This window comes from Pradoshia eiseniae, from assembly GCF_002946355.1.
In the GTDB taxonomy this organism is placed as follows: Bacteria; Bacillota; Bacilli; order Bacillales; family Pradoshiaceae; genus Pradoshia; species Pradoshia eiseniae.
Map to the genome: position 1 here is coordinate 67,682 of NZ_PKOZ01000006.1, position 25,979 is coordinate 93,660.

At 41.3% G+C, this 25,979-nt stretch carries 27 protein-coding genes; 7 read left to right on the forward strand and 20 right to left on the reverse strand.

The window, feature by feature from the left end; all coding sequences use genetic code 11:
- Window positions 1-13: 13 nt before the first annotated feature.
- The 3 genes from pyc to CYL18_RS11475 form a co-directional block, all read right to left on the reverse strand.
- Window positions 14-3,472 (reverse strand): pyruvate carboxylase, encoded by a 3,459-nt coding sequence (gene pyc, locus CYL18_RS11465; RefSeq protein ID WP_201741272.1) that lies wholly within the window; start codon window positions 3,470-3,472, stop codon window positions 14-16.
- 87 nt (window positions 3,473-3,559) lie between these two features.
- On the reverse strand, window positions 3,560-4,756 hold the full coding sequence (locus CYL18_RS11470) for an FtsW/RodA/SpoVE family cell cycle protein (RefSeq protein WP_104849651.1): 1,197 nt from the start codon (window positions 4,754-4,756) through the stop codon (window positions 3,560-3,562).
- A gap of 98 nt (window positions 4,757-4,854) precedes the next feature.
- On the reverse strand, window positions 4,855-5,136 hold the full coding sequence (locus CYL18_RS11475; RefSeq protein ID WP_049671543.1) for a YlaN family protein: 282 nt from the start codon (window positions 5,134-5,136) through the stop codon (window positions 4,855-4,857).
- 192 nt (window positions 5,137-5,328) lie between these two features.
- Here CYL18_RS11475 and CYL18_RS11480 point away from each other — a divergent pair, with 192 nt between their 5' ends.
- The gene (locus CYL18_RS11480; RefSeq protein WP_104849652.1) at window positions 5,329-5,835 is read left to right on the forward strand and encodes a molybdopterin-binding protein; all 507 of its coding nucleotides are present in this window, start codon (window positions 5,329-5,331) and stop codon (window positions 5,833-5,835) included.
- Between the two features lie 412 nt (window positions 5,836-6,247).
- Here the strand turns inward: CYL18_RS11480 and CYL18_RS11485 are convergent, their stop codons facing one another.
- On the reverse strand, window positions 6,248-7,576 hold the full coding sequence (locus tag CYL18_RS11485) for a PhoH family protein (RefSeq protein WP_104849653.1): 1,329 nt from the start codon (window positions 7,574-7,576) through the stop codon (window positions 6,248-6,250).
- 234 nt (window positions 7,577-7,810) lie between these two features.
- On the opposite strand from CYL18_RS11485, the gene CYL18_RS11490 reads away from it, so the two are divergent.
- Entirely contained in the window at window positions 7,811-8,011 is a 201-nt protein-coding gene (locus CYL18_RS11490) for a YlaI family protein (RefSeq protein WP_104849654.1), read from the forward strand.
- 334 nt (window positions 8,012-8,345) lie between these two features.
- Here the strand turns inward: CYL18_RS11490 and CYL18_RS11495 are convergent, their stop codons facing one another.
- From CYL18_RS11495 to typA, 3 genes are read right to left on the reverse strand one after another with little or no spacing between them, the layout of a single operon-like run.
- A complete protein-coding gene (locus CYL18_RS11495; RefSeq protein WP_104849655.1) occupies window positions 8,346-8,636 on the reverse strand; it encodes a hypothetical protein in 291 nt (96 codons plus the stop codon).
- A complete protein-coding gene (locus tag CYL18_RS11500; RefSeq protein ID WP_104849656.1) occupies window positions 8,636-8,971 on the reverse strand; it encodes a YlaH-like family protein in 336 nt (111 codons plus the stop codon). The genes CYL18_RS11495 and CYL18_RS11500 overlap by 1 nt, the downstream gene beginning before the upstream one ends.
- Before the next feature lie 35 nt (window positions 8,972-9,006).
- Window positions 9,007-10,845, reverse strand: a complete 1,839-nt coding sequence (gene typA, locus CYL18_RS11505) for a translational GTPase TypA (protein WP_104849657.1) — start codon at window positions 10,843-10,845, stop codon at window positions 9,007-9,009.
- Window positions 10,846-10,965: 120 nt separating this feature from the next.
- Here typA and CYL18_RS19715 point away from each other — a divergent pair, with 120 nt between their 5' ends.
- On the forward strand, window positions 10,966-11,142 hold the full coding sequence (locus tag CYL18_RS19715) for a DUF5325 family protein (RefSeq protein ID WP_161497130.1): 177 nt from the start codon (window positions 10,966-10,968) through the stop codon (window positions 11,140-11,142).
- 126 nt (window positions 11,143-11,268) lie between these two features.
- On the opposite strand, the gene CYL18_RS11510 is transcribed toward CYL18_RS19715, so the two are convergent.
- Both CYL18_RS11510 and CYL18_RS11515 read right to left on the reverse strand, forming a co-directional pair.
- Entirely contained in the window at window positions 11,269-12,057 is a 789-nt protein-coding gene (locus CYL18_RS11510) for an inositol monophosphatase family protein (RefSeq protein ID WP_104849658.1), read from the reverse strand.
- A gap of 170 nt (window positions 12,058-12,227) precedes the next feature.
- Window positions 12,228-12,425, reverse strand: a complete 198-nt coding sequence (locus tag CYL18_RS11515; protein WP_104849659.1) for a hypothetical protein — start codon at window positions 12,423-12,425, stop codon at window positions 12,228-12,230.
- Between the two features lie 176 nt (window positions 12,426-12,601).
- Here CYL18_RS11515 and CYL18_RS11520 point away from each other — a divergent pair, with 176 nt between their 5' ends.
- Complete coding sequence (locus tag CYL18_RS11520; protein WP_104849660.1) at window positions 12,602-13,222, forward strand: YktB family protein; 621 nt, start codon at window positions 12,602-12,604, stop codon at window positions 13,220-13,222.
- 67 nt (window positions 13,223-13,289) lie between these two features.
- Here CYL18_RS11520 and CYL18_RS11525 read toward each other — a convergent pair whose 3' ends face one another.
- The 3 genes from CYL18_RS11525 to CYL18_RS11535 all read right to left on the reverse strand — a co-directional run bounded on the left by CYL18_RS11525 (window position 13,290) and on the right by CYL18_RS11535 (window position 14,911).
- A complete protein-coding gene (locus CYL18_RS11525; RefSeq protein ID WP_104849661.1) occupies window positions 13,290-13,565 on the reverse strand; it encodes a UPF0223 family protein in 276 nt (91 codons plus the stop codon).
- A 32-nt stretch (window positions 13,566-13,597) separates the two neighbouring features.
- Entirely contained in the window at window positions 13,598-14,557 is a 960-nt protein-coding gene (locus CYL18_RS11530) for an NAD(P)H-dependent flavin oxidoreductase (RefSeq protein ID WP_104849662.1), read from the reverse strand.
- Between the two features lie 240 nt (window positions 14,558-14,797).
- Entirely contained in the window at window positions 14,798-14,911 is a 114-nt protein-coding gene (locus CYL18_RS11535; protein ID WP_104849663.1) for a GapA-binding peptide SR1P, read from the reverse strand.
- Between the two features lie 227 nt (window positions 14,912-15,138).
- Between CYL18_RS11535 and CYL18_RS11540 the strand changes: the two genes are divergently transcribed.
- The gene (locus CYL18_RS11540) at window positions 15,139-15,552 is read left to right on the forward strand and encodes a DUF1885 family protein (RefSeq protein ID WP_104849664.1); all 414 of its coding nucleotides are present in this window, start codon (window positions 15,139-15,141) and stop codon (window positions 15,550-15,552) included.
- Between the two features lie 233 nt (window positions 15,553-15,785).
- Here the strand turns inward: CYL18_RS11540 and CYL18_RS11545 are convergent, their stop codons facing one another.
- From CYL18_RS11545 to CYL18_RS11575, 7 genes are all read right to left on the reverse strand, one after another.
- Window positions 15,786-16,217, reverse strand: coding sequence for a VOC family protein (locus CYL18_RS11545; RefSeq protein WP_104849665.1), 432 nt, complete (start codon window positions 16,215-16,217; stop codon window positions 15,786-15,788).
- Between the two features lie 163 nt (window positions 16,218-16,380).
- On the reverse strand, window positions 16,381-17,211 hold the full coding sequence (locus CYL18_RS11550) for a polysaccharide deacetylase family protein (protein WP_104849666.1): 831 nt from the start codon (window positions 17,209-17,211) through the stop codon (window positions 16,381-16,383).
- A gap of 127 nt (window positions 17,212-17,338) precedes the next feature.
- Complete coding sequence (gene lpdA / locus CYL18_RS11555; RefSeq protein ID WP_104849667.1) at window positions 17,339-18,748, reverse strand: dihydrolipoyl dehydrogenase; 1,410 nt, start codon at window positions 18,746-18,748, stop codon at window positions 17,339-17,341.
- Window positions 18,749-18,751: 3 nt separating this feature from the next.
- Complete coding sequence (locus tag CYL18_RS11560; protein ID WP_104849668.1) at window positions 18,752-20,089, reverse strand: dihydrolipoamide acetyltransferase family protein; 1,338 nt, start codon at window positions 20,087-20,089, stop codon at window positions 18,752-18,754.
- A 259-nt stretch (window positions 20,090-20,348) separates the two neighbouring features.
- Window positions 20,349-21,326, reverse strand: coding sequence for an alpha-ketoacid dehydrogenase subunit beta (locus CYL18_RS11565; RefSeq protein WP_104849669.1), 978 nt, complete (start codon window positions 21,324-21,326; stop codon window positions 20,349-20,351).
- 3 nt (window positions 21,327-21,329) lie between these two features.
- Entirely contained in the window at window positions 21,330-22,445 is a 1,116-nt protein-coding gene (gene pdhA, locus CYL18_RS11570; RefSeq protein ID WP_104849670.1) for a pyruvate dehydrogenase (acetyl-transferring) E1 component subunit alpha, read from the reverse strand.
- Window positions 22,446-22,981: 536 nt separating this feature from the next.
- Window positions 22,982-23,650 (reverse strand): YkyA family protein, encoded by a 669-nt coding sequence (locus CYL18_RS11575; RefSeq protein WP_104849671.1) that lies wholly within the window; start codon window positions 23,648-23,650, stop codon window positions 22,982-22,984.
- 173 nt (window positions 23,651-23,823) lie between these two features.
- Here CYL18_RS11575 and def point away from each other — a divergent pair, with 173 nt between their 5' ends.
- Window positions 23,824-24,378 carry a peptide deformylase gene (gene def, locus CYL18_RS11580; RefSeq protein WP_201741273.1) on the forward strand — a complete coding sequence of 185 codons (555 nt, stop codon included), beginning with the start codon at window positions 23,824-23,826 and terminating at the stop codon, window positions 24,376-24,378.
- A 44-nt stretch (window positions 24,379-24,422) separates the two neighbouring features.
- Here def and CYL18_RS11585 read toward each other — a convergent pair whose 3' ends face one another.
- On the reverse strand, window positions 24,423-25,193 hold the full coding sequence (locus CYL18_RS11585; protein WP_104849673.1) for a Cof-type HAD-IIB family hydrolase: 771 nt from the start codon (window positions 25,191-25,193) through the stop codon (window positions 24,423-24,425).
- 571 nt (window positions 25,194-25,764) lie between these two features.
- Here CYL18_RS11585 and CYL18_RS11590 point away from each other — a divergent pair.
- Entirely contained in the window at window positions 25,765-25,977 is a 213-nt protein-coding gene (locus CYL18_RS11590) for a DNA-dependent RNA polymerase subunit epsilon (RefSeq protein ID WP_104849674.1), read from the forward strand.
- Window positions 25,978-25,979 lie beyond the last annotated feature (2 nt).

The window sequence follows — 25,979 nt, forward strand, 5'->3', positions numbered from 1 at the left end:
CCCGGGATTGATATCATTCCATTTCTAGCAATAGATCCCCTGCTTCAACTGTCTCTCCCCCTGTAATAAAGACAGCCTTAACAACTCCATCAAATGGGGCTTGTACAGTCGTTTCCATTTTCATTGCCTCAGTTATCATTAAATGATCTCCTTTGCTCACTCGGTCGCCTTTTTGAACGTTCACTTTCACGACCGTTCCTGGCATGGCGGCCCCTATTTGCCCCTTCATGGATGGGTCACTTTTTCTTTTTGAGCCAGTGACCTTCTTAATGCTTTCGTCCTTGACAGTTACTTCCCTTGCCTGACCATTTAGTTCGAAATACACAATTCTAGTTCCATCAGGAAGCGGTTCCCCAATCGAGATCAGTTTAATGATTAAGGTTTTCCCCCTTTCAATTTCCACCTCAATCTCTTCACCAAGCCGCATACCGTAGTGGAAGGAAGGGGTATCTAAAACAGACACATCGCCATAGGTGTTTCTGGCTGTTTCAAAGTCCAGGAAGACTTTCGGATAAAGAGCATATGCGATCCTATCAAACTCTGTCGCAGGCCGTTTTATCTCAGACTCCAGCTCCGCCTTCAGCTTTTGGAAATCGACATCTTCAAGAAGCTCCCCAGGTCGGACCGTTATCGGCTCTTGTCCCTTTAAGATTACTTTTTGAAGCTCTTTTGGGAATCCTCCATATGGCTGTCCAAGTTGACCACTGAATAATTCAATAACTGAATCAGGGAAATCCAATGAGTCCCCATTGTTCAGCACATCTTGCTCAGATAAATGATTCTTCACCATAAATAATGCCATATCGCCTACAACCTTGGATGAAGGAGTTACTTTAACGATATCCCCAAACAGGATGTTCACTCGAGCATACATTTCTTTCACTTCATCCCAGCGTTCAGCGAGTCCGACACCCTTAGCCTGCTGCTGGAGATTTGAATACTGTCCTCCAGGCATTTCATGCTGATAGACTTCTGTATGCGGAGACTTCATCCCGCTCTCAAAATCCTGATAATAACTTCTGACTCCTTCCCAATACTGGGATAGCTGCTCTACTCCTGCTATGTCAACTTCAGGCTGTCTAGGATTTCCGAGAAGAGCATAATACAAAGTGTTTAATCCCGGCTGTGAGGTTAATCCAGCCATGGATCCAAGCGCTGTATCCACGATATCAACACCAGCCTCAATGGCTCTTGCATATTGGAATATACCATTCCCGCTTGTGTCATGTGTGTGAAGATGAATTGGCAAATCGACAGTATCTTTTAACTCAGATACTAACCGGTAGGCTGCTTCAGGCTTCAATAAACCAGCCATATCCTTGATGGCCAGTATGTGAGCCCCCTGCGCCTGTAGCTCTACTGCTAATTTCTTATAATAGTTTAGATCATACTTTGTTCTTGTCGGATCCAATAAATCGCCTGTATAGCAAATGGCCGCCTCAGCTACCCGGTTTACATCCCGGACGGCTTCAATGGTTTTCTCCATTCCCTTTACCCAGTTCAAGCTATCAAAGATACGGAAAACATCTATGCCGGCATAGGCTGATTTTTGAACGAACTCTTTAATGACATTATCCGGATAGTTCTTATAGCCAACCGCATTAGAAGAGCGGATGAGCATTTGGAACAACAGATTTGGCATCTCACTTCTTAATTTGAATAAACGCTCCCATGGGTCTTCCTTCAGGAACCGATATGCGACATCGAAGGTTGCCCCGCCCCATAATTCCATCGAGAACAGGTTTGGCAGCAATCGGGAGGTTGATTCAGCAACACGAAGCATATCTTTTGTCCTTACCCGTGTGGCTAACAAGGATTGATGAGCGTCCCTGAAGGTTGTATCCGTAATCAGGACCTGTTTTTGATCCTTCACCCATTCTGCTAAACCTTCCGGACCTAATTCATCGAGCTTTTGTTTCGTGCCTGTCGTATGAAGAAGACCGGATGGAACTTTAGGCATTTTGAAGGAATCGAAATCAGGCTTTTCCTTCTTGCCGATTCCAGGAAAACCATTCACCGTTACGTTCGCTAAGTAATTCAGCATCTTCGTTCCCCGATCCTTTTGTTCCGGGAATAGAAAAAGTTCCGGAGTGGTGTCAATGAAAGAGGTATCATATTCACCCTTTAAGAATTGGGCATGACCAATGACGTTTTCAAGAAATGGGATGTTCGTTTTAATGCCGCGAATCCGAAACTCTCGCAGGTTTCGTAGCATCTTAGCGCTCGCCTGCCTGAATTCAGGTGCATGAGTAGACACCTTTACTAATAGGGAGTCATAGTAGGGCGTGATGACCGATCCCTGATAGGCATTGCCCGCATCAAGACGCACACCAAATCCGCCTCCTGATCGATACACTTTAATCCGGCCGGTATCAGGCATAAATTGATTTAACGGATCTTCTGTTGTTACCCTCGCTTGTATGGCATATCCATTCATTTTCAAGTCTTCCTGTGACGGAATATGCATTTGGTCTCCATGCAGATGATGCCCCTCGGCAATCATGATTTGCGATTGGACGATATCTACGCCTGTAATCATTTCCGTGATTGTATGCTCGACCTGAACGCGCGGATTTACCTCGATGAAGTAAAATTCATCCCCTGAGACAAGGAATTCTACGGTTCCGGCATTGACATATTGGACATACTCCATTAAATGCACAGCGGCACGGCATATCCTTTTTCTTAATTCATCGGAGATAGAAACACTTGGTGCTACTTCAACCACTTTTTGATGCCGGCGCTGAACAGAACAATCTCTCTCAAATAAATGAACGATTTCTCCATATTGATCACCTAGTATTTGAACTTCAATATGCTTTGGGTTCTCAATATAGCGTTCAACATATACATCAGCACTTCCGAAGGAGGCCTTTGCTTCAGACTTCGCTCGCTGATAGGCTTCTTCAATCTCATCCGCTTGACGCACAATTCTCATTCCGCGCCCGCCGCCGCCAAGCGCCGCTTTAATGATGAGCGGATAGCCGTATTCCTCTCCGAAACGAATGATTTCATCGAGCCCTGATACAGGACCATTGCTTCCAGGTATGACAGGAATGCCGGCAAGTCTTGCTTGCTCCTTCGCCTTTACCTTATCACCAAACATATCCAAATGCTTGATTCTCGGACCTATGAAAACAAAGCCTTCCTCTTCACAGCGTTTTGCAAACTCAATATTTTCGGAAAGAAAGCCATATCCAGGATGGATTGCATCTGCCCCGCTCATCTTGGCAATCTCCAGGATACCTTCAATATCCAGGTAAGCATCAATCGGCTTCTTTCCGGCACCAACCAAATAGGCTTCATCCGCTTTATAGCGATGGTAAGAAATATAATCCTCTTTCGAATATATCCCCACTGTACGGATACCAAGTTCATTGCACGCCCTGAAAACACGAATAGCGATTTCGCCCCGGTTCGCGACAAGGACCTTCTTAATTCCCTGACTTTTCAATTCTTGAGTCTGATTCATAGAGACCACTCCTTTTGTAGCTATTCTTAGCTGTCAAAATAGAAAAAAATAAGCAGAGACACTTGTCCCTGCTTTACATTACACATGCTATAATCCGCTTATCCCTTCACTCTGTTCGGGGATTGCCTGTCCTTTTTTATATACAGCATCATATCTCGTCTTCATGGACACATTAACCAATAATCCCACTGACAAAAACAGCTGTATCATGGAAGAGCCTCCATAACTGATAAACGGAAGAGTAACACCTGTAATCGGGATTAAACCAGTGATTCCCCCTAAGTTAATCATAGTCTGGATGCCAATCATACTGGAAATTCCTGCTGCAAGCATACTTCCAAACGGGTCATTAGATTTAATAGCTGTTCGGATTCCCTTAAGCACAATAGTCCCAAGACAGATAATAACGAAGGCAACGCCTATCAAGCCCAGTTCTTCAGAGATGACAGCCATAATAAAGTCTGTATGAGGTTCTGGCAAATACCCATATTTCTGCGTGCTCTGGCCAAAGCCAACACCTGTTAGGCCTCCGTTTCCAATAGCCACATATGAGTTGACAAGCTGATATCCTTCATATTTCTCAGTGGAGAACGGATCAAGAAAACCGGTAAACCTTTCGAGACGCTTCTCCGTAAAAATCTTATCTTTATTCATTATAATCACAGGGATTGCAATCAATATCGTACCAACTAAGATTGAAAGCAGCTTCGCGAAACTCTTCCAATTCATTCCCGAACAAATGATGATAGTACAAGCGACCAAAAAGATAATCATCGCCGTTCCAATATCCGGCTGCAGGACAATCAATCCACAGACAATCAGCAAATAAAATAACGGCGGAATAACCCCTTTATTAAAAACATTTATGTATTCCTGCTTTTTGGAATAGACAGCAGATAAGTAAATAATAACCCCTAGCTTTACAAACTCAGACGGCTGAATGCTCCCAAGCGCGCCAAGCTTAAACCAGCTCTCCGCATTCCCGGCTGTATGTCCAAAGAATTGCAGGGCAAACAATCCAAAAACGGAACCGATAACAAGCGGAACCAAAACCTTATTTGATTTATACAGCGGGTAAGGTATGATTGCCATAATCGTAAATAAAATGAGCCCGATGATTAAATGCCGGATTTGCTTTTCATAGAAAAAATCACTCGGCAAGTCCCATCTGGCTACAGCTGTGACCATACTTGAGCTGTATACCATGACGAGCCCAAAAATGCTCAAAACGAGAATGACGGCAATCAGCGTATAATCATACGATTTTACTATTCTTTTTAACATGAATATCATCCTTGCTCTAATTCGTTTTGATGAATGTGATGTATGTATAAAACAAAAAACTCAAACAACAACCGTATCGTTTGAGTTTTGACCCTTACTTATTTTCTCATGGAAGCGTCATGAAGAGCGGATAATTCCTTCTCCAGAAACTCTAGCAAACCTTTACCGTCCTGTTCCTCTATTAACCCCAATCTGACAGCAAAGTCAATCTCTCTGGATAAGCCAAACATTTGTGTATCCAAAACTTCTTCATACAAAGGACATTGAGGCATAGTCAAATTATCCATTTGAACTTTAATAAGTTTAAATATTTTATCAGCATCGGCCTTTAATAATGCATAGGCCTTTTCTTGATGATTGACAAGGATATCAGATGTCAATGTACAATCCCCCCATTATGGCCCAATGAACCAATCTATTATAAAATTTTACCCTTAAAAGCCCAAAAATGCAAGGACACCGAGGCAGACAATTGCTCATTTATGTAAAAAAATTAGAAAAGAATGAAGACGCGTATTACTGTACAACATTTTATTGTAATTATAAGATTAGAAGGAAAAGGAGTGAGTGAGATGGCAGAAATCATTCAGATTAAGGGAAATGTTAAATATCCAATTTATATTGATACAGGTGTGTGGATTTTTGATGACAGGAAATTCAATATAGAAGATTGGCATCCTGAGAAAAGCGCACAAGAAGACAGCGAGCATGAGAATTACTTGAAATCCGTTTCTTCCCAATGGGATACAGAAATTATTGAGGGATCGTCACCTCCGCCTGCAGAAAAACCTGCGAGAAAAACAAAAAAGCAAGAATTGCTTGAAGGGAATTTTGTCATCGCTTTCAAGCCATTCATCTTGAATACTGAGCCTATGCCTGATGCAAGCCGTGTCATCATACATACAATTGATGAGGAACTGGAGTTTTCCTTAGAAGAAACTCTTGCCTTCATCGCCGGGTTCTCCTTAAATGGCAAACCGCTATCAGAAGAAACAGGCGGCCCTCTTTACCTCTATAAAGGTGATGGGTCAAATCGTGATAAACCGATAAAGTATGTAACAGGCATTACAATCGTATAAAGGTCAGTGGCTGGGACATAAGTATTTTAGTCAAGGATAAACCCGAACTATTAGGTGATATTTTAATCAATATTACGCCTATTAGTTCAGGGTTTTATTTGTTTTCTATAGATTTGTTCATTCTGCATACTATTATGAATAACTAGTGGAATTTCGCTGCGGCTACCCGACTCCTGTGGATCGCCAAGGAAAGGCTGAGACCCCCGCAGGCGTAGCCGAGAGGAGGCTCTGCTTCCTCCCCGCGTAAAGCAAAGCAAGTGGACGAAAGCGCAATAGAACGAACCTGCTTTTTACCGTAATACATTAATAAGAGAAACAAAGTCTATTATGATTTATTGAGATATTGTTCGTCTTTTAGGGTTGTATAAGTTATGTCCCAGACCTCTCTTTAACTAACCGCCAAGTTTCCAGCTCACAACAAGTCTGCAGCAAGCTGAGCCAGTTCTGAACGCTCCCCTTTCACAAGGTTCACATGGCCGGCTATCGGTTCATCCTTGAACTTCTCAAGCACATAAGTCAATCCATTATTCCCTTCATCTAAATAAGGATGGTCAATTTGAGCCGGATCACCAAGCAGGATGATTTTACTGCGCTCACCTACCCTCGTAAGAATCGTTTTCACCTCATGCTTCGTTAAGTTTTGAGCTTCATCCATGATAATGAAGCTGTCTGGCAAGCTTCTGCCGCGGATATAAGTCAATGCTTCCACCTCGATTGAATGGATACCCGCAAGAATGGAATCAAGCTCACCCGGTTTCTTCGTGTTGAACAAATACTCTAGATTATCATAAATAGGCTGCATCCATGGCCTTAGCTTTTCTTCCTTTTCTCCCGGCAAAAAGCCCAAATCCTTTCCCATTGGCACTATAGGCCTTGAGACAAGAAGCTTATTATATTCACCTAAATCTTCCGTTTGCAAAAGCCCGGCTGCAAGTGCAAGCAAGGTTTTCCCCGTCCCTGCCTTGCCAGTCAGCGTCACAAGCTGGATATCCTTGCGAAGAAGGAGTTCAAATGCCATATGCTGCTGGGCATTACGCGGCTTAACCCCCCATATCTGTTCGTGATTATACCTTTGCTTTACGAGCTTGCCCCTCTCTCGCACAATCCCAATAGCAGACAGGGAAGGTACTTCATGATTTTTCATAATCATGAACTGATTAGGGTATACCATGTCTCCAATCGATGTATCCTTTAGAAGTAATTCCCCTGCAGAATAAAATTGATTAATAGCCTCCCGCTCCACATAGACTTCTTTAAAACCTGCATATAGCTGATTGACCGTCACAACCCGATCACTTAAGAAATCTTCAGCAATTAATCCGATGACATCTGCCTTTACTCTCATTAAAATATCCTTAGAGACCAATATAACAGCCTTGCCATCCTTTTTTGTCTCCTCTTCCAAAGAGAGGTTTTTGGCGACTGCCAATATTCTGTTATCATTGGATTTCTCCAAAAAGTAGTCCGCAACATTTTGAATGGAACGATGGTTCAGTTCTATTTTTAGATTCCCCCCGTTGCGCAGAGGGATTTTCTCATGTAACTTTCCGGTAGTTCGAAGCTGGTCGATGAGCCTTGATACATAACGGGCATTCTTTCCCACTTCATCCATATTTCTTTTCTTTGAATCCAATTCCTCTAACACAACCGCCGGAATAACCACGTCATTATCAGAGAATGAATAAATCGACATTGGATCTTGCAGCAGTACATTTGTATCCAGAACATAGATTTTGCTCAAACTATATCCTCCTGTCCCCAGTAGATTATCCAGCCATGATTTAAACTTCTATACCAATTTATGTTCGGGACAAACTCCATGCTCAACTATATGAGCCTTAATTCAAAAAAAGAAGGCCATAACAAAAAATACACTATGCGTTATTTGTCTTCCTTTTAAAAAAATCGGAGCCTATCTACAAGTCCAGGCAAAAATGGTATACTTAAGAAAGAGGAAATCGATTGGGGTGTTATCATGAGAGTGAAATGTGTCATTTGCGATAAAATTGAATCCATCGAGGACGAAACATTAATGGCCAAGAGGCTTCGCAACCGTCCCATTCATACATATATGTGCAAGGATTGCAACGAGCGGATTAAGGAACGGACAAACGCCAGAATCGAAACCGGAAATTTCCGCCTGTATCGCGCCGCCGAAAACGAGGATAATTGGTAAACGAATGATATTTTCGATAAAAACAGGAAAACCATCAAAAACGATTGGTCTTCCTGTTTTTTTATGTATATCTCGTTATACTTCCGCTATTTCTCGATATAATCTTTCCTTAAACGAGATGAGTCAACCCCAGGCGAAAGATTAATCCTATTCATTAGAATTGATTCAAATGGACTTTAATATACTCCTTAGTCGTAGGAATAAAGGTATTTTACCCAGCATTTAGCGGAGCAAATCCAGCAATCCAGCAAGGAACTTGGAAAGGAAAAACAGATAAAAAATAGCTGCCGATTAAATCGACAGCTAACTAAAGAAATGAATATATTCAACTATATTATTCTGATGGAAATTGCTTATATCTCTCCGGATGGCTAAGGACCTGTTTAAGCATTATCTCAACCATTTCCTCGCGAAAGCGTAGTTCATCAGCATTTCCATCCTTTGTGAAGACGACCGTATACCAGCCATCCTTTTTCTCATAGGAATAACGGTCAACCCCGTGATCAGCCTCTAATGTTTGTTCAAACAAATGAACGGTATCACGGGCTGCCGTGTCTTCAGGCCGAGCATCATAAACAATTCGTATGGTTAGCCAGTTATAGACTGCATCCATAAGACTATTCATCAGCTGGCGTCCCTTCCTTCTTCTCCAAATCCCTGTTTTGTATCCTTATGAAGGCGGTATTTATAAATAGCAAGGAATATCGCTGCTACCGCCAAGACCTCTGTCACCGGCAGGAACAAGGCCAGGAACGTCAGGAACGAGCAAGAAAAAGCCATAATGGCATAGACTATGATTGTTTTACCCCATGTAAGTTTCCTCGCAAAACCAAGCTTAAAAACTAAACCGCTAAGCAGAACAATGGTCAAGTATAAAGCCCACATTCCAATCTGTGTATACTCCGGGTCACCTACCCTGTATAACTCGGCAAAGAACGGCAAATTACTTGTAATATCCACTCGAAATAGCACTCCCTCTCCCCAAAAGGTAATGATTATTCAGCGAGTTTTTTCTTCTTAGCTGCCTTTTCACGTTCGTTCTTATCAAGGATTTTCTTACGCAGGCGGATGGATTCTGGAGTAACCTCACAGTATTCATCATCATTTAAATACTCAAGCGCCTCTTCCAGTGACATGATTCTTGGTTTCTTCATTGTCACGGTGTTATCCTTCGTAGCTGAACGCACGTTTGTTTGTTGTTTCGCACGAACAATATTAACAGTCAAATCATTCTCACGATTATGTTCTCCGACAATCATGCCCTCATAAATTTCCGTACCAGGCTCGACAAAAATCACGCCGCGGTCTTCAATTTGGATGATGCCGTATTGAGTTGCCTTTCCTGTTTCAATGGAAACAAGCACACCTTGTCTTCTTCCGCCAACTTGACCCGCTTGCATTGGCTGATAGGAATCAAATGTATGGTTCAAGATTCCATATCCGCGTGTTAAAGTCAGGAATTCTGTTGTATAACCAATCAAACCGCGGGAAGGGACATTGAAGACAAGACGAACTTGTCCGCTTCCATTGTTGATCATATCAAGCATTTCGCCTTTTCTTTCCCCAAGGGATTCCATGATAGCACCAGTGTACTCCTCTGGAATATCCACTTGAACGCGCTCAACAGGCTCACATCTGACTCCATCGATATTACGGATAATAACCTCAGGCTTAGATACTTGAAGCTCATACCCTTCACGGCGCATATTCTCAATCAAGATAGATAAGTGAAGTTCACCACGTCCGGATACGATCCATGCATCAGGTGAATCTGTTGGGTCTACACGCAAGCTGACGTCTGTTTGCAATTGAGCCATCAAGCGTTCTTCAATTTTGCGGGAAGTTACCCATTTTCCTTCACGTCCTGCAAACGGGCTGTTATTAACGACAAATGTCATTTGCAGTGTAGGTTCATCGATACGAAGAACTGGAAGCGGATCTTGAACATCAACAGGGCAAACCGTTTCCCCTACGTTGATATCTTCCATACCGCTGACTGCTACTAAATCACCAGGGAATGCTTCCTCTACTTCGACACGCTTCAACCCTTGGAAACCAAAGATTTTTGTTACGCGGAAGTTTTTCGCTGTGCCATCAAGCTTCATCAAAGATACTTGCTGACCAACTTTCATCGTTCCGCGGAACACACGGCCAATTCCGATTCTTCCTAAATAATCACTGTAATCAAGAAGGGCTACTTGGAATTGAAGTGGTTCTTCACGGTTATCGACTGGAGATGGAATGTTTTGAACGATTGATTCAAACAAGCATTCCATATTCTCTTCCTGATCAGCAGGATCTGGGCTTAATGATGCAGTTCCATTAATACCTGAAGCATAGATGACAGGGAATTCCAATTGGTCTTCTGTCGCGTCAAGTTCGATGAATAAATCAATAACCTCATCGACAACCTCCTCCGGTCTAGCAAAATCGCGGTCGATTTTATTAACGACAACGATTGGAGTCAATTTTTGCTCAAGCGCTTTTTTCAAAACAAATCGTGTTTGCGGCATGCAGCCTTCATAGGCATCCACGATTAAAAGTACACCGTCAACCATCTTCATGATACGCTCCACTTCTCCGCCGAAGTCAGCGTGTCCTGGTGTATCCAAAATATTGATGCGCGTATCTTTATAGTTAACCGCCGTATTCTTCGCCAAAATGGTAATACCGCGTTCTCTTTCAAGATCATTTGAATCCATTGCTCTTTCAGCGACCTGCTCATTTGAACGGAATGTACCCGCTTGTTTTAACAACTGGTCAACCAATGTTGTTTTACCATGGTCAACGTGAGCGATAATCGCTATATTCTTAATATCGTTTCTGTATTGCAACCTATTTCAACTCCCAGTTTTTATGCATATTGTAACCAACCTTCCCATTATACCATACTGAAAGTAGAAAACCGCCAACATTTTGTGTACAATGATGAATAAGATTGGAGTGTGATACTTGTGAATATTAAAATTGTTTTCTTGGCATTATCCATATTAGCTGTAGTCAGTCTTTCAGGAATTGCCATTTCCATATCAACTGAAAGCATTCTCTTAAGCGTAGTAAGCTTAGTGGCTTTCATAGTCGTTATGGGAAGCGGTTTTACCCTCAAAAAGCGATGGAGAGAAAAACTTTAACAATAATTAGGCAATTCTCCCACATTTTATTTCTTTTTGCAACATAAATGCATTCCTGCACCAAAATAGAAGGACGAAAAAGCCAGCAAAACTACCCTTGCTGGCTTTTTTTTGCGTCTCATATAATTAGGATAAATATCGTTCTATAATGGTCTGATGCAGCTTTGGAGCAGCTGCAATCAGCGAGCTTTTTTTCAAATAATGCACGGGGTTGCCTTGAAGATCTGTCACTTTTCCTCCAAGCTCCTCGATAATAATTGTCCCCCCAGCAAAATCCCAAGGAGCAAGACGCATGGAAATATAGGCATCCAGCCTCCCGGTCGCCACATAAATCAGTTCCAGAGCGGCTGAACCATAGGATCTACTCCCGCGTACCTCTCTTACAAGCTTAGCCGTGATGTTTTTGTCAATCTTCTTGTTATCTGTCAGCCATATCGCATTCAAACCGACAATCGATTCTTCAAGCGTTGCCTCTCTCATCGGCTCTATTCTCTTTTCATTCAAGAATGCACCTTCGCCTTTGATGCAATGATACAATTCATCATGAACCACATCGTAAATCAGCCCAATCCTGCCAACCCCATTTTCCACGATGCCAATCGAGATGGCAAAATTCCTTTGCTGATGCACAAAGTTCATCGTCCCGTCTATCGGGTCTATGATCCAAACAATTCCATTGAGCTCATCAAGATCATGGCCTGAGCCCTCCTCTCCAAGCACCTTATGGTCCGGGAAACGTTCGGCTATCCTCTCTATAAAAAAATGTTCGACATCTTTATCCATATTGGTGACCAAATCATTCATGTTAGACTTCGTTTCAATATCCAAGATTGTTTCAAAGGATTGAATGATTCTCTGCCCAGCTTCTTTTATCCATTGAACTGCTTGTACATGTATTTCTTCAATACCTGCCATTTCTCCCACCTCAAATCCTTAAAAATCTACACGAGTTATTATGTATATTATTTACAGTTTAATCCCATTAATCAAAATAAACAAGAAAAGACAGACCATGTTAGACCAGCATGAAATCTGTCTTTTCTATTTCATCATTATCATAGATTTCGGAAAAGCCCTTATATTAATTAAATCGCTTTTAGACGTACTAGTTCTTTTCTGATTCTTTCAAGTTTTTGTTTAGATTTTGTTTTTTGCATTTCGTTTTCCTGCTCCATTGCCTCAAATAACGTGGCCAGCTCATAATCCATTTCCATTCTGAGGACGGCTTTCCGATGTCTTTCAACTTCCGTTGCTTTCAAAGCATGATTGACTACTTGTTTCATAGAAATCCACTCCTTGATAAATATTGAAAATTCAGATATTAAATTGTGATTGATATATAGTATGTCTTCCTTCATACATTTGCAACCAAAATACACATATGCCTATCAGTTTAGGCATAATCCTATTTCTCAATAGTATTAGTGTGATAAAATAGTTGAGAATAGGAGGGAATCAAATGACATTTAAAGGCTTTACGAATGACGATTTCAATGTATTTCAAATAGATGGCTTAGATGCTCGTATGGATGCCATTAAATCCATTATCCGTCCCAAATTTGAAATCTTGAGCAATGTATTCACAGAAGAACTTTCAGTAATGACAAATGAGCCAATGTATGCGCACATCGCTAAGCATGCCAGACGGACTATCAACCCGCCTAATGATACTTGGGTTGCCTTTTCATCCAATCCCCGCGGATACAAGATGGTCCCTCATTTCCAAATCGGTTTATGGGAAAGCCATCTATTCATTTGGTACGCTGTCATATATGAAGCAAAAGGAAAAGAACCAATTGGACAACGCTTTTTATCAAAAGCCTCAGAGATCAAACAAACCATTCCGGGAACTTATGTGTGGTCAATAGACCATATGAAGCCCGATGTTCTTCACCACGATGATCTATCAACAGATGATTTAAGCAAGATGTTCGAGAGATTAGCTAATGTGAAGAAAGCTGAACTCCTATGCGGCTTCCAAGTGCCGAGAGATGAGGCTGTCAAGATTCACGGAGACGAACTAATTGAGATGATACGTGATGTGTTTGTACATTTATTACCCCTCTATAATGTCGAATAAACTCAAAAAAACCAGGCCATCCTGTTTAAAAAAGCAGGCTTGCCTGGTTTAATTTATCCTGTTCTGATTAACCTTTCATTTTAACTAGTTCGCCATCTGCACATTTCTTAGCCTTTTGCATGGCCCGATAGCTTGAATATCCGCTTACCTCTTCAAACTCACCGCACACTTTCTTTTCTTCCGCAATAGATGGAACGATTCGCTTGAAATCTTTATAAAGCGCCATCAGCTCCTCACGGTAGATGCCTTTCTCATAGGCTTTCTCAATTCCTTGAAAGAACGAAATCACTTGGACGATTTCCTCCGTCTTCCACGTAAAATCGATTGGATATTGGTAATCCATCCTTAACACCTCTTCTGCTTTGTTCTTGCTTGTCAGCTGTACTGCCATTTGCTTCGAATCGATTCAGCTTGCATGAGCATTTGTTCAAATAAATCAGCAACGGTCGGTTCGTCATGAATGAGACCGATTGCTTGTCCGGCCCATCCAAATCCTTCATTAGGATTTCCCTCATAAATGAACCTCTTATTCGTCTCACCACTAATATAATCCTTTAGATCTTCATATGTACAGCTTTTATTCTCCAGGGAGAGGATAGAGGAAGTATGAGAATTAGAAATTGCTCTGCCAGGGGTTCCAAGGGTCTTTTTAATTACGACTGTGTCCCTCTCAGTTCCATTAATGATTGCTTCTTTATATGCAGGATGGGCATGAACACACTCCCTCACAGCAATGAATCTCGTCCCCATTTCAATTCCTTCTGCTCCAAGCGCCAATGCAGCCATCATTCCTCTCCCATCTGCAATACCGCCTGAAGCGATTACCGGAATGGTTACCGCATCGACGACCTTTGGCACGAGAACCATCGTACTTAATTCATCTCTTCCAAGATGGCCCCCTCCTTCATTGCCAACAACCATGACCGCATCTGCCCCTAGCTCCTCGGCTTTCACAGCTTGCCTGACTCCCGCTGTCAAAACGAGTTTCTTCACCGTGGTTCCCTTCAGCATATCAAGGAATGAAGCTGGATTTCCGCCAGTGACCGACATAGCTTCAATTCCTTTATCAATCGCTACTTGAACAAACTTTTCATATTCCCTTCCATGTGTCCCGATGGCAAAATTAACTCCTACAGGCTTATCAGTCAAAATTTGAACTTTATCGATTTCCTCAGCTAGTTCCTGCGGGCTGCCTAATGACAAGGCGGTGATTTGGCCTAATCCTCCAGCATTTGATACAGCTGCAGCCAAATCTGAATAAGCAAGATAGGCGAGACCTCCCTGGATAATCGGCAATTTAATCCCCAGTAACTCAGTCACTCTTGTTTCCCACATACCTTTCCCTCCCATTATCATATTATCCTTTTTAAATTGAAGCAGCAGACAACTTTGATTATACAATACTTTCCAATTATTTATTTCATTTGGCTGAAAACAGAATCAAACAAAAAAACAGCCGCAAATTTAATGAGCGGCTGCCTCATGACTGTAAGCTGATTATCGGCTGTTTACGTTAACCAGAATCACGTGTATTGCTATATCTTTATTGAAATGAACCGGTTTTGCGACAATTGATTACTCTCCGTGACATTGCTGGCAATCAGCGCAGTTTGCGTATAATACAGACACTTTCTCGTCTTCAAAATGATCAATGGTTGCATTACATCCTGTACATACGATTGTACCCATTCATTCCACTCCTTTATGATTATTAATCGCTTTTTAAGAAAGCGCTTTATTTCTATACAACCAATAATAATATAACACAATTAAAATATCAAGCCTAAATTGTATGTTACATTTAAAAAATAGTACATCATTATATAAAACATCATCTAATAAAACGATAGCCTATCATTCTTCAAGCATGATAAAATTACTTACAAGGATTACCAAAAGATACAAAGGAGGCCCCTATGTCTATTCATTCCTATATTCGATTACCCAATCGTTCTGTCACAATCTCGGAAGCAAGGAAATTGATTGACGATTACCAACAATCCTTGCGTAAAACTGGTGAACAATTAAACTATCCATACAATGAGAGGGCTTTTCCTTACACCATCCATGAGCCCGACAATCTAGGAAACGGAGAGTGGCTTTATCTCTCTTCCAATGATCCGGATTATCATCTTATTAGGATAGGGATCGGAGAAGAGCCAAGTATGGGGATGAACGGTTCATTAATGCCTTACATTGAGATAAGCCTTGAGAGGAACTCAACATTTGCTGATAAAGGAAAAGCGAATGAGCTTGCCAAATATATGGCCAAGAAGCTTCAAGGCGAATTACAGCTGTTCAATGGGAGAAGAATGCTCTTCCATAAATGATAAGCTCTGTTAAATATAAATGTTGATTTTCGTTACAGGTGGCTGCTTTCCGCGGGGCGGTCGGGGAGCCTCCTCGACGCTTTCAGCGTCTGTGGGGTCTCCCCCTGTCCGCTGATCCCGCAGGAGTCAGCCACCTTCCACTTCAATCAACGTTGCTAAGATATCAACACTAAACTTTAACAGAACCAAATGATAAGAGAACCAGTCCTGGAAAAGGCTGGTCCTCTTATCATTTAATCCATATGATGACTCAATGTGTTTAATTGCCAACAAACGCCGAACTGATCAATTAATTGGCCGTATAAAGAACTCCAAGGGGTTTCCTGCAAGGGCATGATAACCTCTCCCTTTTCTTTCAACCGGTCAAATAACCATCTTGTCTCCTCAGCATTATCTGACTGAATTGATAGTGTAATATGGTTACCAAGTTGAAATGGAAGACCCGGCTGATTGTCTGAAAGCATGAATTCAGCTTCACCCGCTCTGACCAATGCATTTAGGATTAAATGATTGTTCTCTTTAGGCATTGGATTTTCAGGGTTATCAGAAAGATCGCCAAATGTCTGGAGATGGAGAATCTCTGCATCTAATGCTTGTTTATAAAAGGATAAAACTTCTTGACCATTGCCATTTGTGACTAAATAGGGAAGCAGTGCCTTAATCAACTTAAAACCACCTTTCCACTTAACTGATAGTTACCATACAACTTAATACACATGACAATTATCTATTTTTACACCCACTCAAGGGAAATTATACCAAGCAGAACAACAAATCGTCCATGCTAATCGCAATATTTCAGGCCTGCTGGTCCCGTTTAAGTAATAATCAGGATTTTATTCGCTTCGGGTCCAAAATTTCATAGCCTTTCTCCTGCAAACCGCGCACGATATCCGCAAGAGCCTCTTTCGTCCAGGCACGGTCATGCATCAAAATATTCGCACCATCATATAAATATTCACTATTCAAAGTGGCTTCGACAAGAGGATCCTTTGATTGATACGATTTCTCCCAATCATATCCAAGCGTCCAATTCATTAATTGCATACCTTCTTCTTCCGCTATTTTCTTAGAGAATTCTGTATTTTGACCAAAAGGTGCGCGGAAGAACCGTGGCTTTGAACCGGTTGCCTTCTCGACTAGACTATTTACCCGCTTAATTTCCTCTTCTTGCTCCTGTTCCGTTATGGAAGGCAAGGAGGCATGGCTATATGTATGGTTGCCAATCTCAAATCCCATATCAGCGATTTGTTTAACAATAGCTTGCTTTTCTTCTGATTCTATGAAATGCCCATTAACAAAAAAGACAGCCGATACATCCAGCTCCTTCAATATTTCAGCCATCTCCAGTGCATGTTCGTCCGGGGCATCATCAATCGTGAGTAAAGCAACCTTCGCGTTTTCATCACTGACCGGCTCAATCTTCCAATTATTCGTATTCACTTGATAATCCTGCACCGGCTGTGACATGGCTTCTTCATCTAACACTTCTTGTTCTTTACTCTCTTCTTGCTCTTTTTTTTGTTCCTCGGTCTGTTTCTCCTCTTTTTGGAGCGCAGCTTTTTCATTGGTTTGCGGCGGATTCTCTCCTTGACTCTTCTCTGAACAACCCGTAAGAACCAGCAAAGATACAGCTAAAATTACTGGAATATAGTTCAATCTTATCGCTCCTTTCCTACAACTAAAACCAGCCACTAAATTTTACCATTCATATCATTAGAATGCGAATAAAATCCCCATAAAAAAGCGCTGAAAACCATTTCGTTTTCAGCGCTTTTTTCATAAATTATTTAATGATATGAATTGGGCTTCCTAAAGCTACTTCAGCCGCCTCCATTGTAATCTCACCTAATGTTGGGTGCGCATGGATTGTCATGGCGATATCTTCAGCAGTCATACCTGCTTCAATCGCTAATCCAAGCTCAGCCACCATATCAGATGCTCCTGGTCCGGCAATTTGGGCACCGATAACAAGGCCATCTTCTTTGCGTGTGATCATTTTCATGAAACCTTCAGCTGCATTTAGAGCTAGGGCACGACCATTTGCCGCAAATGGGAATTTCGCTGCAACGAAATCTAAGCCTTCTTCTTTCGCTTGGGCTTCTGTATAACCTACAGTCGCAAGCTCAGGCTCTGAGAATACAACGGCTGGAATGCCGAGGTAATCAATTTCAGAAGCATGTCCAGCAATGGCTTCAGCTGCAATTTTGCCTTCATAAGAGGCTTTATGAGCCAATTGCGGTCCACTGATAATATCACCAATCGCGAAGATGTTGCTTACAGAAGTACGGCATTGTTTATCCGTTTTGATGAAGCCTCTCTCATCAAGCTCGATGCCGACTTGTTCCAAACCGATTTCATCTGTGTTTGGTTTTCTTCCGACAGTTACCAATAAGTATTCAGCTTCAAGTTTCTTCTCTTCGCCTTTTTCTTCGTAAGTAACGATTACGCCATTTTCTGTTTCTTCAACACCTTGAGCTTTTACTTTTGTAAAGATGTCAACATTCTTTTTCTTCAAGTTGCGTTTAACAATGGAAGACATTTGTTTTTCAAAAGCGGCAAGGATTTCATCCATACCTTCAAGAATTGTTACTTTAGTGCCGAAATTAGCATATACATTACCAAGCTCAACTCCGATTACACCACCGCCAATAATAGCCATGCTTGCAGGGATATGATCTAAATTCAATGCGCCAGTTGAGTGCAGAACGCGTTTAGAATATTTGAATGCAGGCAGTTCAATCGGACGGGAACCAGTCGCGATGATCGCATTTTTAAATGTATACGTTTGAGCGCTCGTTTCAGTCATGACACGAATATTGTTGGCATCAACGAAGTATGCCTCACCTTTTACGATGTCAATATTGTTGCCTTTCAATAGGCCGCCAACACCGCTCGTTAATTTCTCTACAACAGAACCTTTCCATTTTTGAACCTTAGAGAAATCAATCTTAACGTTCTCAGCAGTGATACCCATATCAGCTGAATGTTTCGCATCATGATAGCGGTGTCCAGCTGTGATGAGGGCTTTAGATGGGATACATCCAACATTTAAGCATACGCCACCAAGTTCTCCCTTTTCTACGATTGTTACTTTTTGTCCTAACTGAGCTGCACGGATAGCTGCAACATATCCCCCAGGACCGGCACCAATTACTATAGTATCTGTTTCAATTGGAAAATCACCTACAACCATGTTTTACCCCTCCATCAATAGTAGTTCTGGATCATTTAATAAGCGTTTGATATGATTCAATGCATTTTGGCCAGTAGCTCCGTCAATCATACGGTGGTCAAAGCTTAAGGACAATGCTAATACTGGTGCTGCAACGATTTCACCATCACGAACGATTGGTTTTTCTGCAATACGGCCAATACCTAAGATTGCTACCTCTGGGTGGTTAATAACTGGTGTGAACCATTGTCCGCCCGCTGAACCAATATTAGAGATTGTGCAAGAAGCACCTTTCATTTCGTTTGGAGCTAATTTACCTTCACGCGCTTTACCAGCAAGCTCGTTAATTTCATTTGAAATTGCAAACATGGATTTGCGATCAGCATCTTTTACGACCGGAACAAGCAAGCCTTTTTCCGTATCAGCAGCGATTCCGATGTTGTAGTAGTGCTTATGAATAATCTCAGATGTAGCATCATCTAAAGATGTATTAAGAGCTGGATATTCACGAAGCGCACTTGTCAATGCTTTTACGACATATGGAAGGAACGTAAGCTTGATGCCTTTTTCCGCTGCCACTTCTTTGAATTTCTTTCTGTGAGCAACAAGTTTCGTTACATCTACTTCATCCATTAAGGTTACGTGCGGAGCTGTATGCTTGGAGTTAACCATTGCTTTAGAAATGGCTTTACGGATACCGCTCATTTTCTCGCGTGTTTCAGGATATTCACCAGCAGGAATAGGCTGTGGTGCTGCTTTTTGTTCTGCTTCAACAGTTTCAACAGTATCAGCAGCTTCTGCAGGAGCCGCTTCTTGAACGTTTCCGCCATTCATGAACGCTTCGATGTCTTCTTTTAGCACACGGCCATTTTTTCCAGTTCCAGAAACCTCTTGAATGTTCACGCCATTTTCTCTGGCAAATTTGCGGACAGATGGCATAGCGATTACGCGTTTATCTGAAGCTTGATCCATCTGTACTTGCGCACCTGCACCAGTTTGGGAGTCTTGTTTTTCAGCAGGTGCAGATTGTTTTTCAACATCTTGGCCGCTCTCATATGTTGATTGAACTTGAGCCTCCGTTTTTTCTTCTCCATGCTCCCCTTTAAATTGTACATCTTCATATCCTGGAGCATCAAATGATACAAGTACATCGCCTACTACCGCTACTGTACCTTCTTCTACAAAAATCTTTTCAACAGTTCCTTCAACCGGTGATGGGATTTCTACAACTGCTTTGTCATTTTGTACTTCACAAAGCACATCATCCTCTTGTACTTTATCGCCCGGTTTGATGAACCACTTAACAATTTCCCCTTCATGTATACCTTCGCCGATATCCGGAAGTTTAAATTCAAAAGCCACGGCTATCATCCTCCTAAGATCTATTTTTCCATACTCTTTCTTTTACGGAGAGGAAATGCTTTCGCATTTCCTCCTTATCCATCAATAGCGCCTCAAAGCTTTGCAGTGAAGAATTGTTCGGGCACCTCCCGAAAACCTTCCTGTAATCCGCCGGAGGCTTTATCTGTATCCAGGGGGAGTATCACTCACTACTGAATACTATTGTTAACTCGCTTTCGTCTCGTCACTTATAGAAGTAGGAGATTTCCGCTAAATAAAATTAAAACTCAAGAACTTTTTTCGCTGTTTCAAGAACATCTTTGTGATTTGGAAGCCAAATTGGTTCAGCTTGAGAGAATGCAAAGACTGTATCAGGCGCAGTTACGCGAAGAACTGGAGCCTCTAAGCTCAAAATCGCACGGTCATTGATTTCAGCAACAACTTGAGAAGCGATTCCTGCTTGTTTTTGTGCTTCTTGAACGACAATCGCTCTCCCTGTTTTTTCAACAGAAGCGATGATTGTTTCAATATCAAGCGGGCTGATTGTGCGCAAGTCAACAACTTCTGCAGAAATGCCTTCTTTTTCAAGCTGTTCAGCTGCTTTAAGAGATTCTTGTACCATTGCACCGTAAGTGATGATGGAAAGGTCTGTACCTTCTCTTTTCACATCTGCTTTTCCAAGTGGAATAGTGTACTCTTCTTCAGGTACTTCCTGACGGAATGAACGATAGAGTTTCATATGCTCCAAGAAAATAACCGGGTCATTGTCACGAATAGATGAAATCAACAAACCTTTTGCATCATATGGAGTAGACGGAATAACAACTTTAACACCTGGTGTTTGAGCCATTAAGCCTTCAAGGCTGTCCGCGTGCATCTCAGGTGTATGAACACCACCGCCAAATGGTGAACGGATCGTAACTGGAGAATGGTATCTTCCGCCAGAACGGTATCTCATACGGGCCATTTGTCCTGCGATGGAGTCCATAACTTCAAATACGAATCCGAAGAACTGAATTTCAGGGACAGGGCGGTAACCTTGCAGACCAAGACCGATTGCCAAACCGCCGATACCAGACTCAGCTAAAGGAGTATCGAACACACGGTCCTCACCAAATTCTTTTTGTAATCCTTCCGTTGCACGGAAAACCCCGCCGTTAACTCCAACGTCCTCACCAAATACGAGAACTTTCGGGTCATTGCGCATTTCTGTACGCAATGCATCTGTGATGGCTTGAATCATTGTCATTTGGGCCATGGCTTACTTCGACTCCTTTTCTGCATAAATTTCATATTGTTCCTCTAGGTTAGGAGGAAGCGTTTCGAACATATTTGTAATCAAGTCTGTGACTTTTTGTTTTGGTGTATTGTCAGCCTCTTTAATGGCTTCTTTAATATCTTCTTTCGCTTGTTCAATTACTTGGTTTTCTTGTTCCTCGCTCCAAAGTCCTTTCTTTTCTAAGAACTTGCGGAAACGAACAAGCGGATCTTTTTTCTCCCACTCATTATCAAGGTCAGCTGTACGATAACGAGTTGGGTCATCGCCTGCCATTGTATGAGGGCCATAACGATAAGTTAATGTTTCGATTAATGTAGGACCTTCGCCATTAATTGCTCTTTCACGAGCTTCTTTCACGACCGCATATACAGCAAGCGGATCCATACCGTCTACTTGAACACCTGGAATTCCGGCTGCAACCGCTTTTTGTGCAAGCGTGCGAGACGCAGATTGAGCCTCTACAGGTGTAGAAATAGCAAATCGGTTGTTTTGAACGATAAAGATGGCTGGAGCTTTGTAAGCACCTGCAAAGTTAATACCTTCGTAGAAGTCACCTTGAGATGTACCGCCATCACCTGTGTATGTAACAGCGACTGATTTCGCATTATTTTTCTTCATGCCAAGTGCAACACCGGCACATTGGATGTATTGAGCACCAATGATGATTTGCGGAGAAATCACATTAACGCCTTCTGGAATTTGGTTCCCGGCAAAATGTCCGCGAGAGAATAAAAATGCCTTACTTAATGGAAGGCCATGCCAAACCATTTGCGGAACATCACGATAGCCTGGAAGAATGAAATCTTCTTTTTCAAGGGCAAATTGTGATGCAAGCTGGGAAGCTTCTTGACCAGCAGTCGGTGCATAGAAACCTAGTCTTCCTTGTCTGTTCAAGGAAATGGAGCGCTGGTCCAAAATACGTGTGTAAACCATTCGTTTCATCAACTCTTGAAGCTGATCATCTGTTAATTCAGGCATTGCTGCCTCGTTAACAACTTCCCCCTCTTCATTCAAAATCTGTAACGTTTTGAATTGCTCGTTGACGCTATCCAATTGCTTCTGTGCCTCAAATAGGACTTTTTGTTGTTTAGAAGCCATAAGATTCCACATCTCCCTTTCTCAATATAGTAAATAGTGAAATAAATATACAATCACTAGCTTTCCACAGGAAAACTAAAAAATCAGTTATTGAAGTCATCTGTATCAATTTTTCCTCTGGCTAAATTAGTACAATTGTATGAATACTGTAAGTTTACTCAACATACATAAAGTAGTCAATTAAAATGATTTTATCCAAAATCATCTGAAATATTTGGACTCTTTAGTCCTGTACTGTTATATATTAAGCGAAGTTTATTTTAATACAGATTTATCAAACATAGATACCTCATATGTTTGTCCGTTATTATACTCCCCCATATAACGCCATACAAAACACGAAAAAGGTCATTATTTCGAAACATGAATTGGAACATATTTACTAAACTTCCATTGAAAGCACTGTAAAATAAATAGGATTATACAGGTTAATCTTCATATTCCACTGCCTTTAGCCATATAGTAAAGAGGGTGAAAATTCTCTTTCCAAACAGTGCATGCACACAAAAAGAAAACCGCCTTTAATTAAGCGGCGGTCATGGTTGTTCACTCTCAATTTCAATTCCAGTGGTTTTATAGAAGCTTATTTTTTTCTCATTATATTTTTCCGTTTGTTTATTGTACTGATTATTTGCTTCCGATAAATTAGTGTAAGCTTCATTCACACTCTTAATTTGCGTTTCAAGCTGATCTCTAGTTGTATTCTCATCTTTAAAAAGCTCATACAGCTTTTTCTCTTCATCGAGGCTCACAAGATAGAGGTCATATAACTTATCGTAATCTTTATACCGCTTCTGCATAATTTCTTGGAGCTCTTCAGCCTCTTCTTTCGCCTTCTCGTCCGAAAGTTTGTCAATCAGCTCTTCAAACTCACTAAACTGCTGGCGCGAATCATCAATGCTTTCTTTTTCTTTCTTCATTAACTCTTCTCTTTTTTTGATTCCTTCAATTGCATCATTAGATAGAGAGGTAATTTCCTCCATCTCTTTCATGCCTAATTCGATGATTTGTGCATAAATCTCATTATCTTCTGCTTCGAGCTTTTGCAGCGGTTCATGCTGCTCCTCATATCCTTTTTCAATGGAGGCTAGCTCCTCTAAAAAATCGTAGCTCTTCTCTTCAGGAGTTTTGTTGCTGCACCCAGCTGCGGATAAAACCAGCACAATTCCTAGAAGTAAAATCATAAACTTTCTTTGTCCTGTCATTATTCTACACTCCCATCACTATAACTATATCCAAACAGCCATATTTTGACAACTGAAATCATGTTACCTGCGCGGATTTGAACCATATGAAAAATCATCAAGCCAATTAACATTTAGTGATTCATTTGATACACTAGAAGGTATTAATGCAGATGTTCATGAGGTGAAACATAATGATTACTATGGCAGATATTATCAAGGAAGGCCATCCAACCCTTCGTCAAAGGGCTAGCGAAGTGACCATGCCTCCTACTGAGGAGGATAAGTCTACTCTAAGCAACATGCTAGAATACTTAAAGAACAGCCAAAATCCAGAAGTAGCAGCGAAATACGGTCTCAGAGCAGGCATCGGTTTAGCAGCGCCACAAATTAATATTTCTAAAAGAATGCTCGCTATTTATGGAACAGATGAGAAGGATAAACTCCATTCCTATACCTTATTTAACCCTAAGATTGTCAGTCACTCCGTTCAAAAAGCCTATTTATCTTCAGGGGAAGGCTGTCTATCAGTGGACCGTCCTGTTCCAGGCTATGTTCCTCGGTATCATAAAGTAAAAGTCCAGGCTTTTAATATTGACGGTGAACCTGTTACCCTGCGTTTAACAGGATTGATGGCTATTGTCATCCAGCATGAAATTGACCACTTAAATGGTGTAATGTTTTATGATCATATTAATGACGATCAGCCTTTTGCCGAAGTTGCAGATGCTGTCGTTATCGAACGCTAATGAAGTACCCCCTTCCAGCTAATATGCGGGAAGGGGGTTTTTACTTAAATAAGCTTTAGGTGCTTTAATGCATAGTAAATCCCATCTTCATCCACACTTTTGGTGATAAAGTCTGCATGCTGCTTCAGCTGCGGCAGGCCGTTCCCCATTACAATTCCGCAGCCTGCTGCCTGAATCATTTCTATATCGTTTAGCGCATCGCCAAAGGCATAGACCTCTTCCATCTTAAATCCCTTGCGCTTAATGACCTGCTCAATCCCTATCGCCTTAGAGCCTCCTAATGGAACAACATCCATGGAATATGGATGCCAGCGAATAAATTGAATATCAGGATACTTGCCCTCATAAAGAACTGTGTCCTGTTCCTCGCAGAATAGCAGACCTTGATATATATCATGTTCGTTATAATAAGATTCATCTTGTTCTGGATGCGGGAAGTGAAGGGTAGCAAAGCTTTCTTCAATGAACCTGTCATGTTTGACATTCGCTTTCATCGCTCGATCATTCATGAATACCATGGAATGACCATGCTGCCTGCCACCAGCCTGCAGCTGGGTCAACTGTTCTTTAGATAAGGGATTTCGGTAGATAACCTCCCCTTCAAAAACCACGTATTGACCGTTAAAAGAAACATAAGAGTCAATCTCTAGTTCTTCCAATAAATCCTTGATCATAAAGGGTGCCCTTCCGGTAGCGATGGCTGTATAAATACCATTTTCTTTCAATAAATGCAGTGCTTCCTTAGTGGATTGAGGAATTTTTTTATCAGAGTCCAATAAAGTTCCATCGATGTCAAAAAAACAAATCTTTCTCATGTCTATCCTCCAGCTGCTAAACATTAAATTAATTATTCTCCATTTTCCATCCTATCACATATACTCCTCTTGCAGCGTTTTTAAAACAACGAGCAAAAAAGATCCCTGTAAATATATAACAAACTAAACAAACCACATCCCACATATACTACGAATATCAAAAGCGGCAAGAATTTAATGAAAAGCGCGCATATAAATATCCATATGTATTTACTTTCATTGAATAACCATTAAAATAAGAAGTAAAGGAGATGGTCAGCCATGTTAAAAAAGCTCAGAAAAAAGCTTATTAAACAATGGAAGGACCTGATGGGCAGGAAGTCAATTGCATAATTTTTTGAAAAGCCCTTCAAATATCCTTGCGGAGGGCTTATTCTTTCGGTAAAGTAGATAACAGTCCATACAGTTGTTTAAACATGCAATAGATGGGATATTTTCTTATAATAGTACTTAAAGGAACAAACCAAAAAAGGATAACACTTTGCAGAATAGAAAAGGTGGCCTGGTTGTTGCTCCATGCCGCCTCTTTATTTATAAATTTTATTAGAGTTAGTTAGGAGAGATTTTTATTATGATTTTTAAAGTTTTTTTCCAGGAAAATGCCGCTGAGGTACCTGTGCGCGAAAAAACAAAAACTGCTTATGTAGAAGGAACATCTGAACGAGATGTTCGCCAAAAGTTAAAAAGCCTTCCATATAATATCGAATTAGTTCAAGTTCTTGATGCGGAATATTTGGAGTTTGAAAAACAAAATCCGGATTTCCGCATAATGGAGATTGAGTAATT

What these genes read in the sequence shown, in the direction of transcription:
- pyc (WP_201741272.1), bottom strand. Translation starts at nt 3,472, where the DNA reads ATGAATCAGACTCAAGAATTGAAAAGTCAGGGAATTAAGAAGGTCCTT.
- CYL18_RS11470 (WP_104849651.1), bottom strand. Translation starts at nt 4,756, where the DNA reads ATGTTAAAAAGAATAGTAAAATCGTATGATTATACGCTGATTGCCGTC.
- CYL18_RS11480 (WP_104849652.1), top strand. Translation starts at nt 5,329, where the DNA reads ATGGCAGAAATCATTCAGATTAAGGGAAATGTTAAATATCCAATTTAT.
- CYL18_RS11490 (WP_104849654.1), top strand. Translation starts at nt 7,811, where the DNA reads ATGAGAGTGAAATGTGTCATTTGCGATAAAATTGAATCCATCGAGGAC.
- CYL18_RS11495 (WP_104849655.1), bottom strand. Translation starts at nt 8,636, where the DNA reads ATGAATAGTCTTATGGATGCAGTCTATAACTGGCTAACCATACGAATT.
- CYL18_RS11510 (WP_104849658.1), bottom strand. Translation starts at nt 12,057, where the DNA reads ATGGCAGGTATTGAAGAAATACATGTACAAGCAGTTCAATGGATAAAA.
- CYL18_RS11515 (WP_104849659.1), bottom strand. Translation starts at nt 12,425, where the DNA reads ATGAAACAAGTAGTCAATCATGCTTTGAAAGCAACGGAAGTTGAAAGA.
- CYL18_RS11520 (WP_104849660.1), top strand. Translation starts at nt 12,602, where the DNA reads ATGACATTTAAAGGCTTTACGAATGACGATTTCAATGTATTTCAAATA.
- CYL18_RS11525 (WP_104849661.1), bottom strand. Translation starts at nt 13,565, where the DNA reads ATGGATTACCAATATCCAATCGATTTTACGTGGAAGACGGAGGAAATC.
- CYL18_RS11530 (WP_104849662.1), bottom strand. Translation starts at nt 14,557, where the DNA reads ATGTGGGAAACAAGAGTGACTGAGTTACTGGGGATTAAATTGCCGATT.
- CYL18_RS11535 (WP_104849663.1), bottom strand. Translation starts at nt 14,911, where the DNA reads ATGGGTACAATCGTATGTACAGGATGTAATGCAACCATTGATCATTTT.
- CYL18_RS11540 (WP_104849664.1), top strand. Translation starts at nt 15,139, where the DNA reads ATGTCTATTCATTCCTATATTCGATTACCCAATCGTTCTGTCACAATC.
- lpdA (WP_104849667.1), bottom strand. Translation starts at nt 18,748, where the DNA reads ATGGTTGTAGGTGATTTTCCAATTGAAACAGATACTATAGTAATTGGT.
- CYL18_RS11565 (WP_104849669.1), bottom strand. Translation starts at nt 21,326, where the DNA reads ATGGCCCAAATGACAATGATTCAAGCCATCACAGATGCATTGCGTACA.
- pdhA (WP_104849670.1), bottom strand. Translation starts at nt 22,445, where the DNA reads ATGGCTTCTAAACAACAAAAAGTCCTATTTGAGGCACAGAAGCAATTG.
- CYL18_RS11575 (WP_104849671.1), bottom strand. Translation starts at nt 23,650, where the DNA reads ATGACAGGACAAAGAAAGTTTATGATTTTACTTCTAGGAATTGTGCTG.
- def (WP_201741273.1), top strand. Translation starts at nt 23,824, where the DNA reads ATGATTACTATGGCAGATATTATCAAGGAAGGCCATCCAACCCTTCGT.
- CYL18_RS11585 (WP_104849673.1), bottom strand. Translation starts at nt 25,193, where the DNA reads ATGAGAAAGATTTGTTTTTTTGACATCGATGGAACTTTATTGGACTCT.
- CYL18_RS11590 (WP_104849674.1), top strand. Translation starts at nt 25,765, where the DNA reads ATGATTTTTAAAGTTTTTTTCCAGGAAAATGCCGCTGAGGTACCTGTG.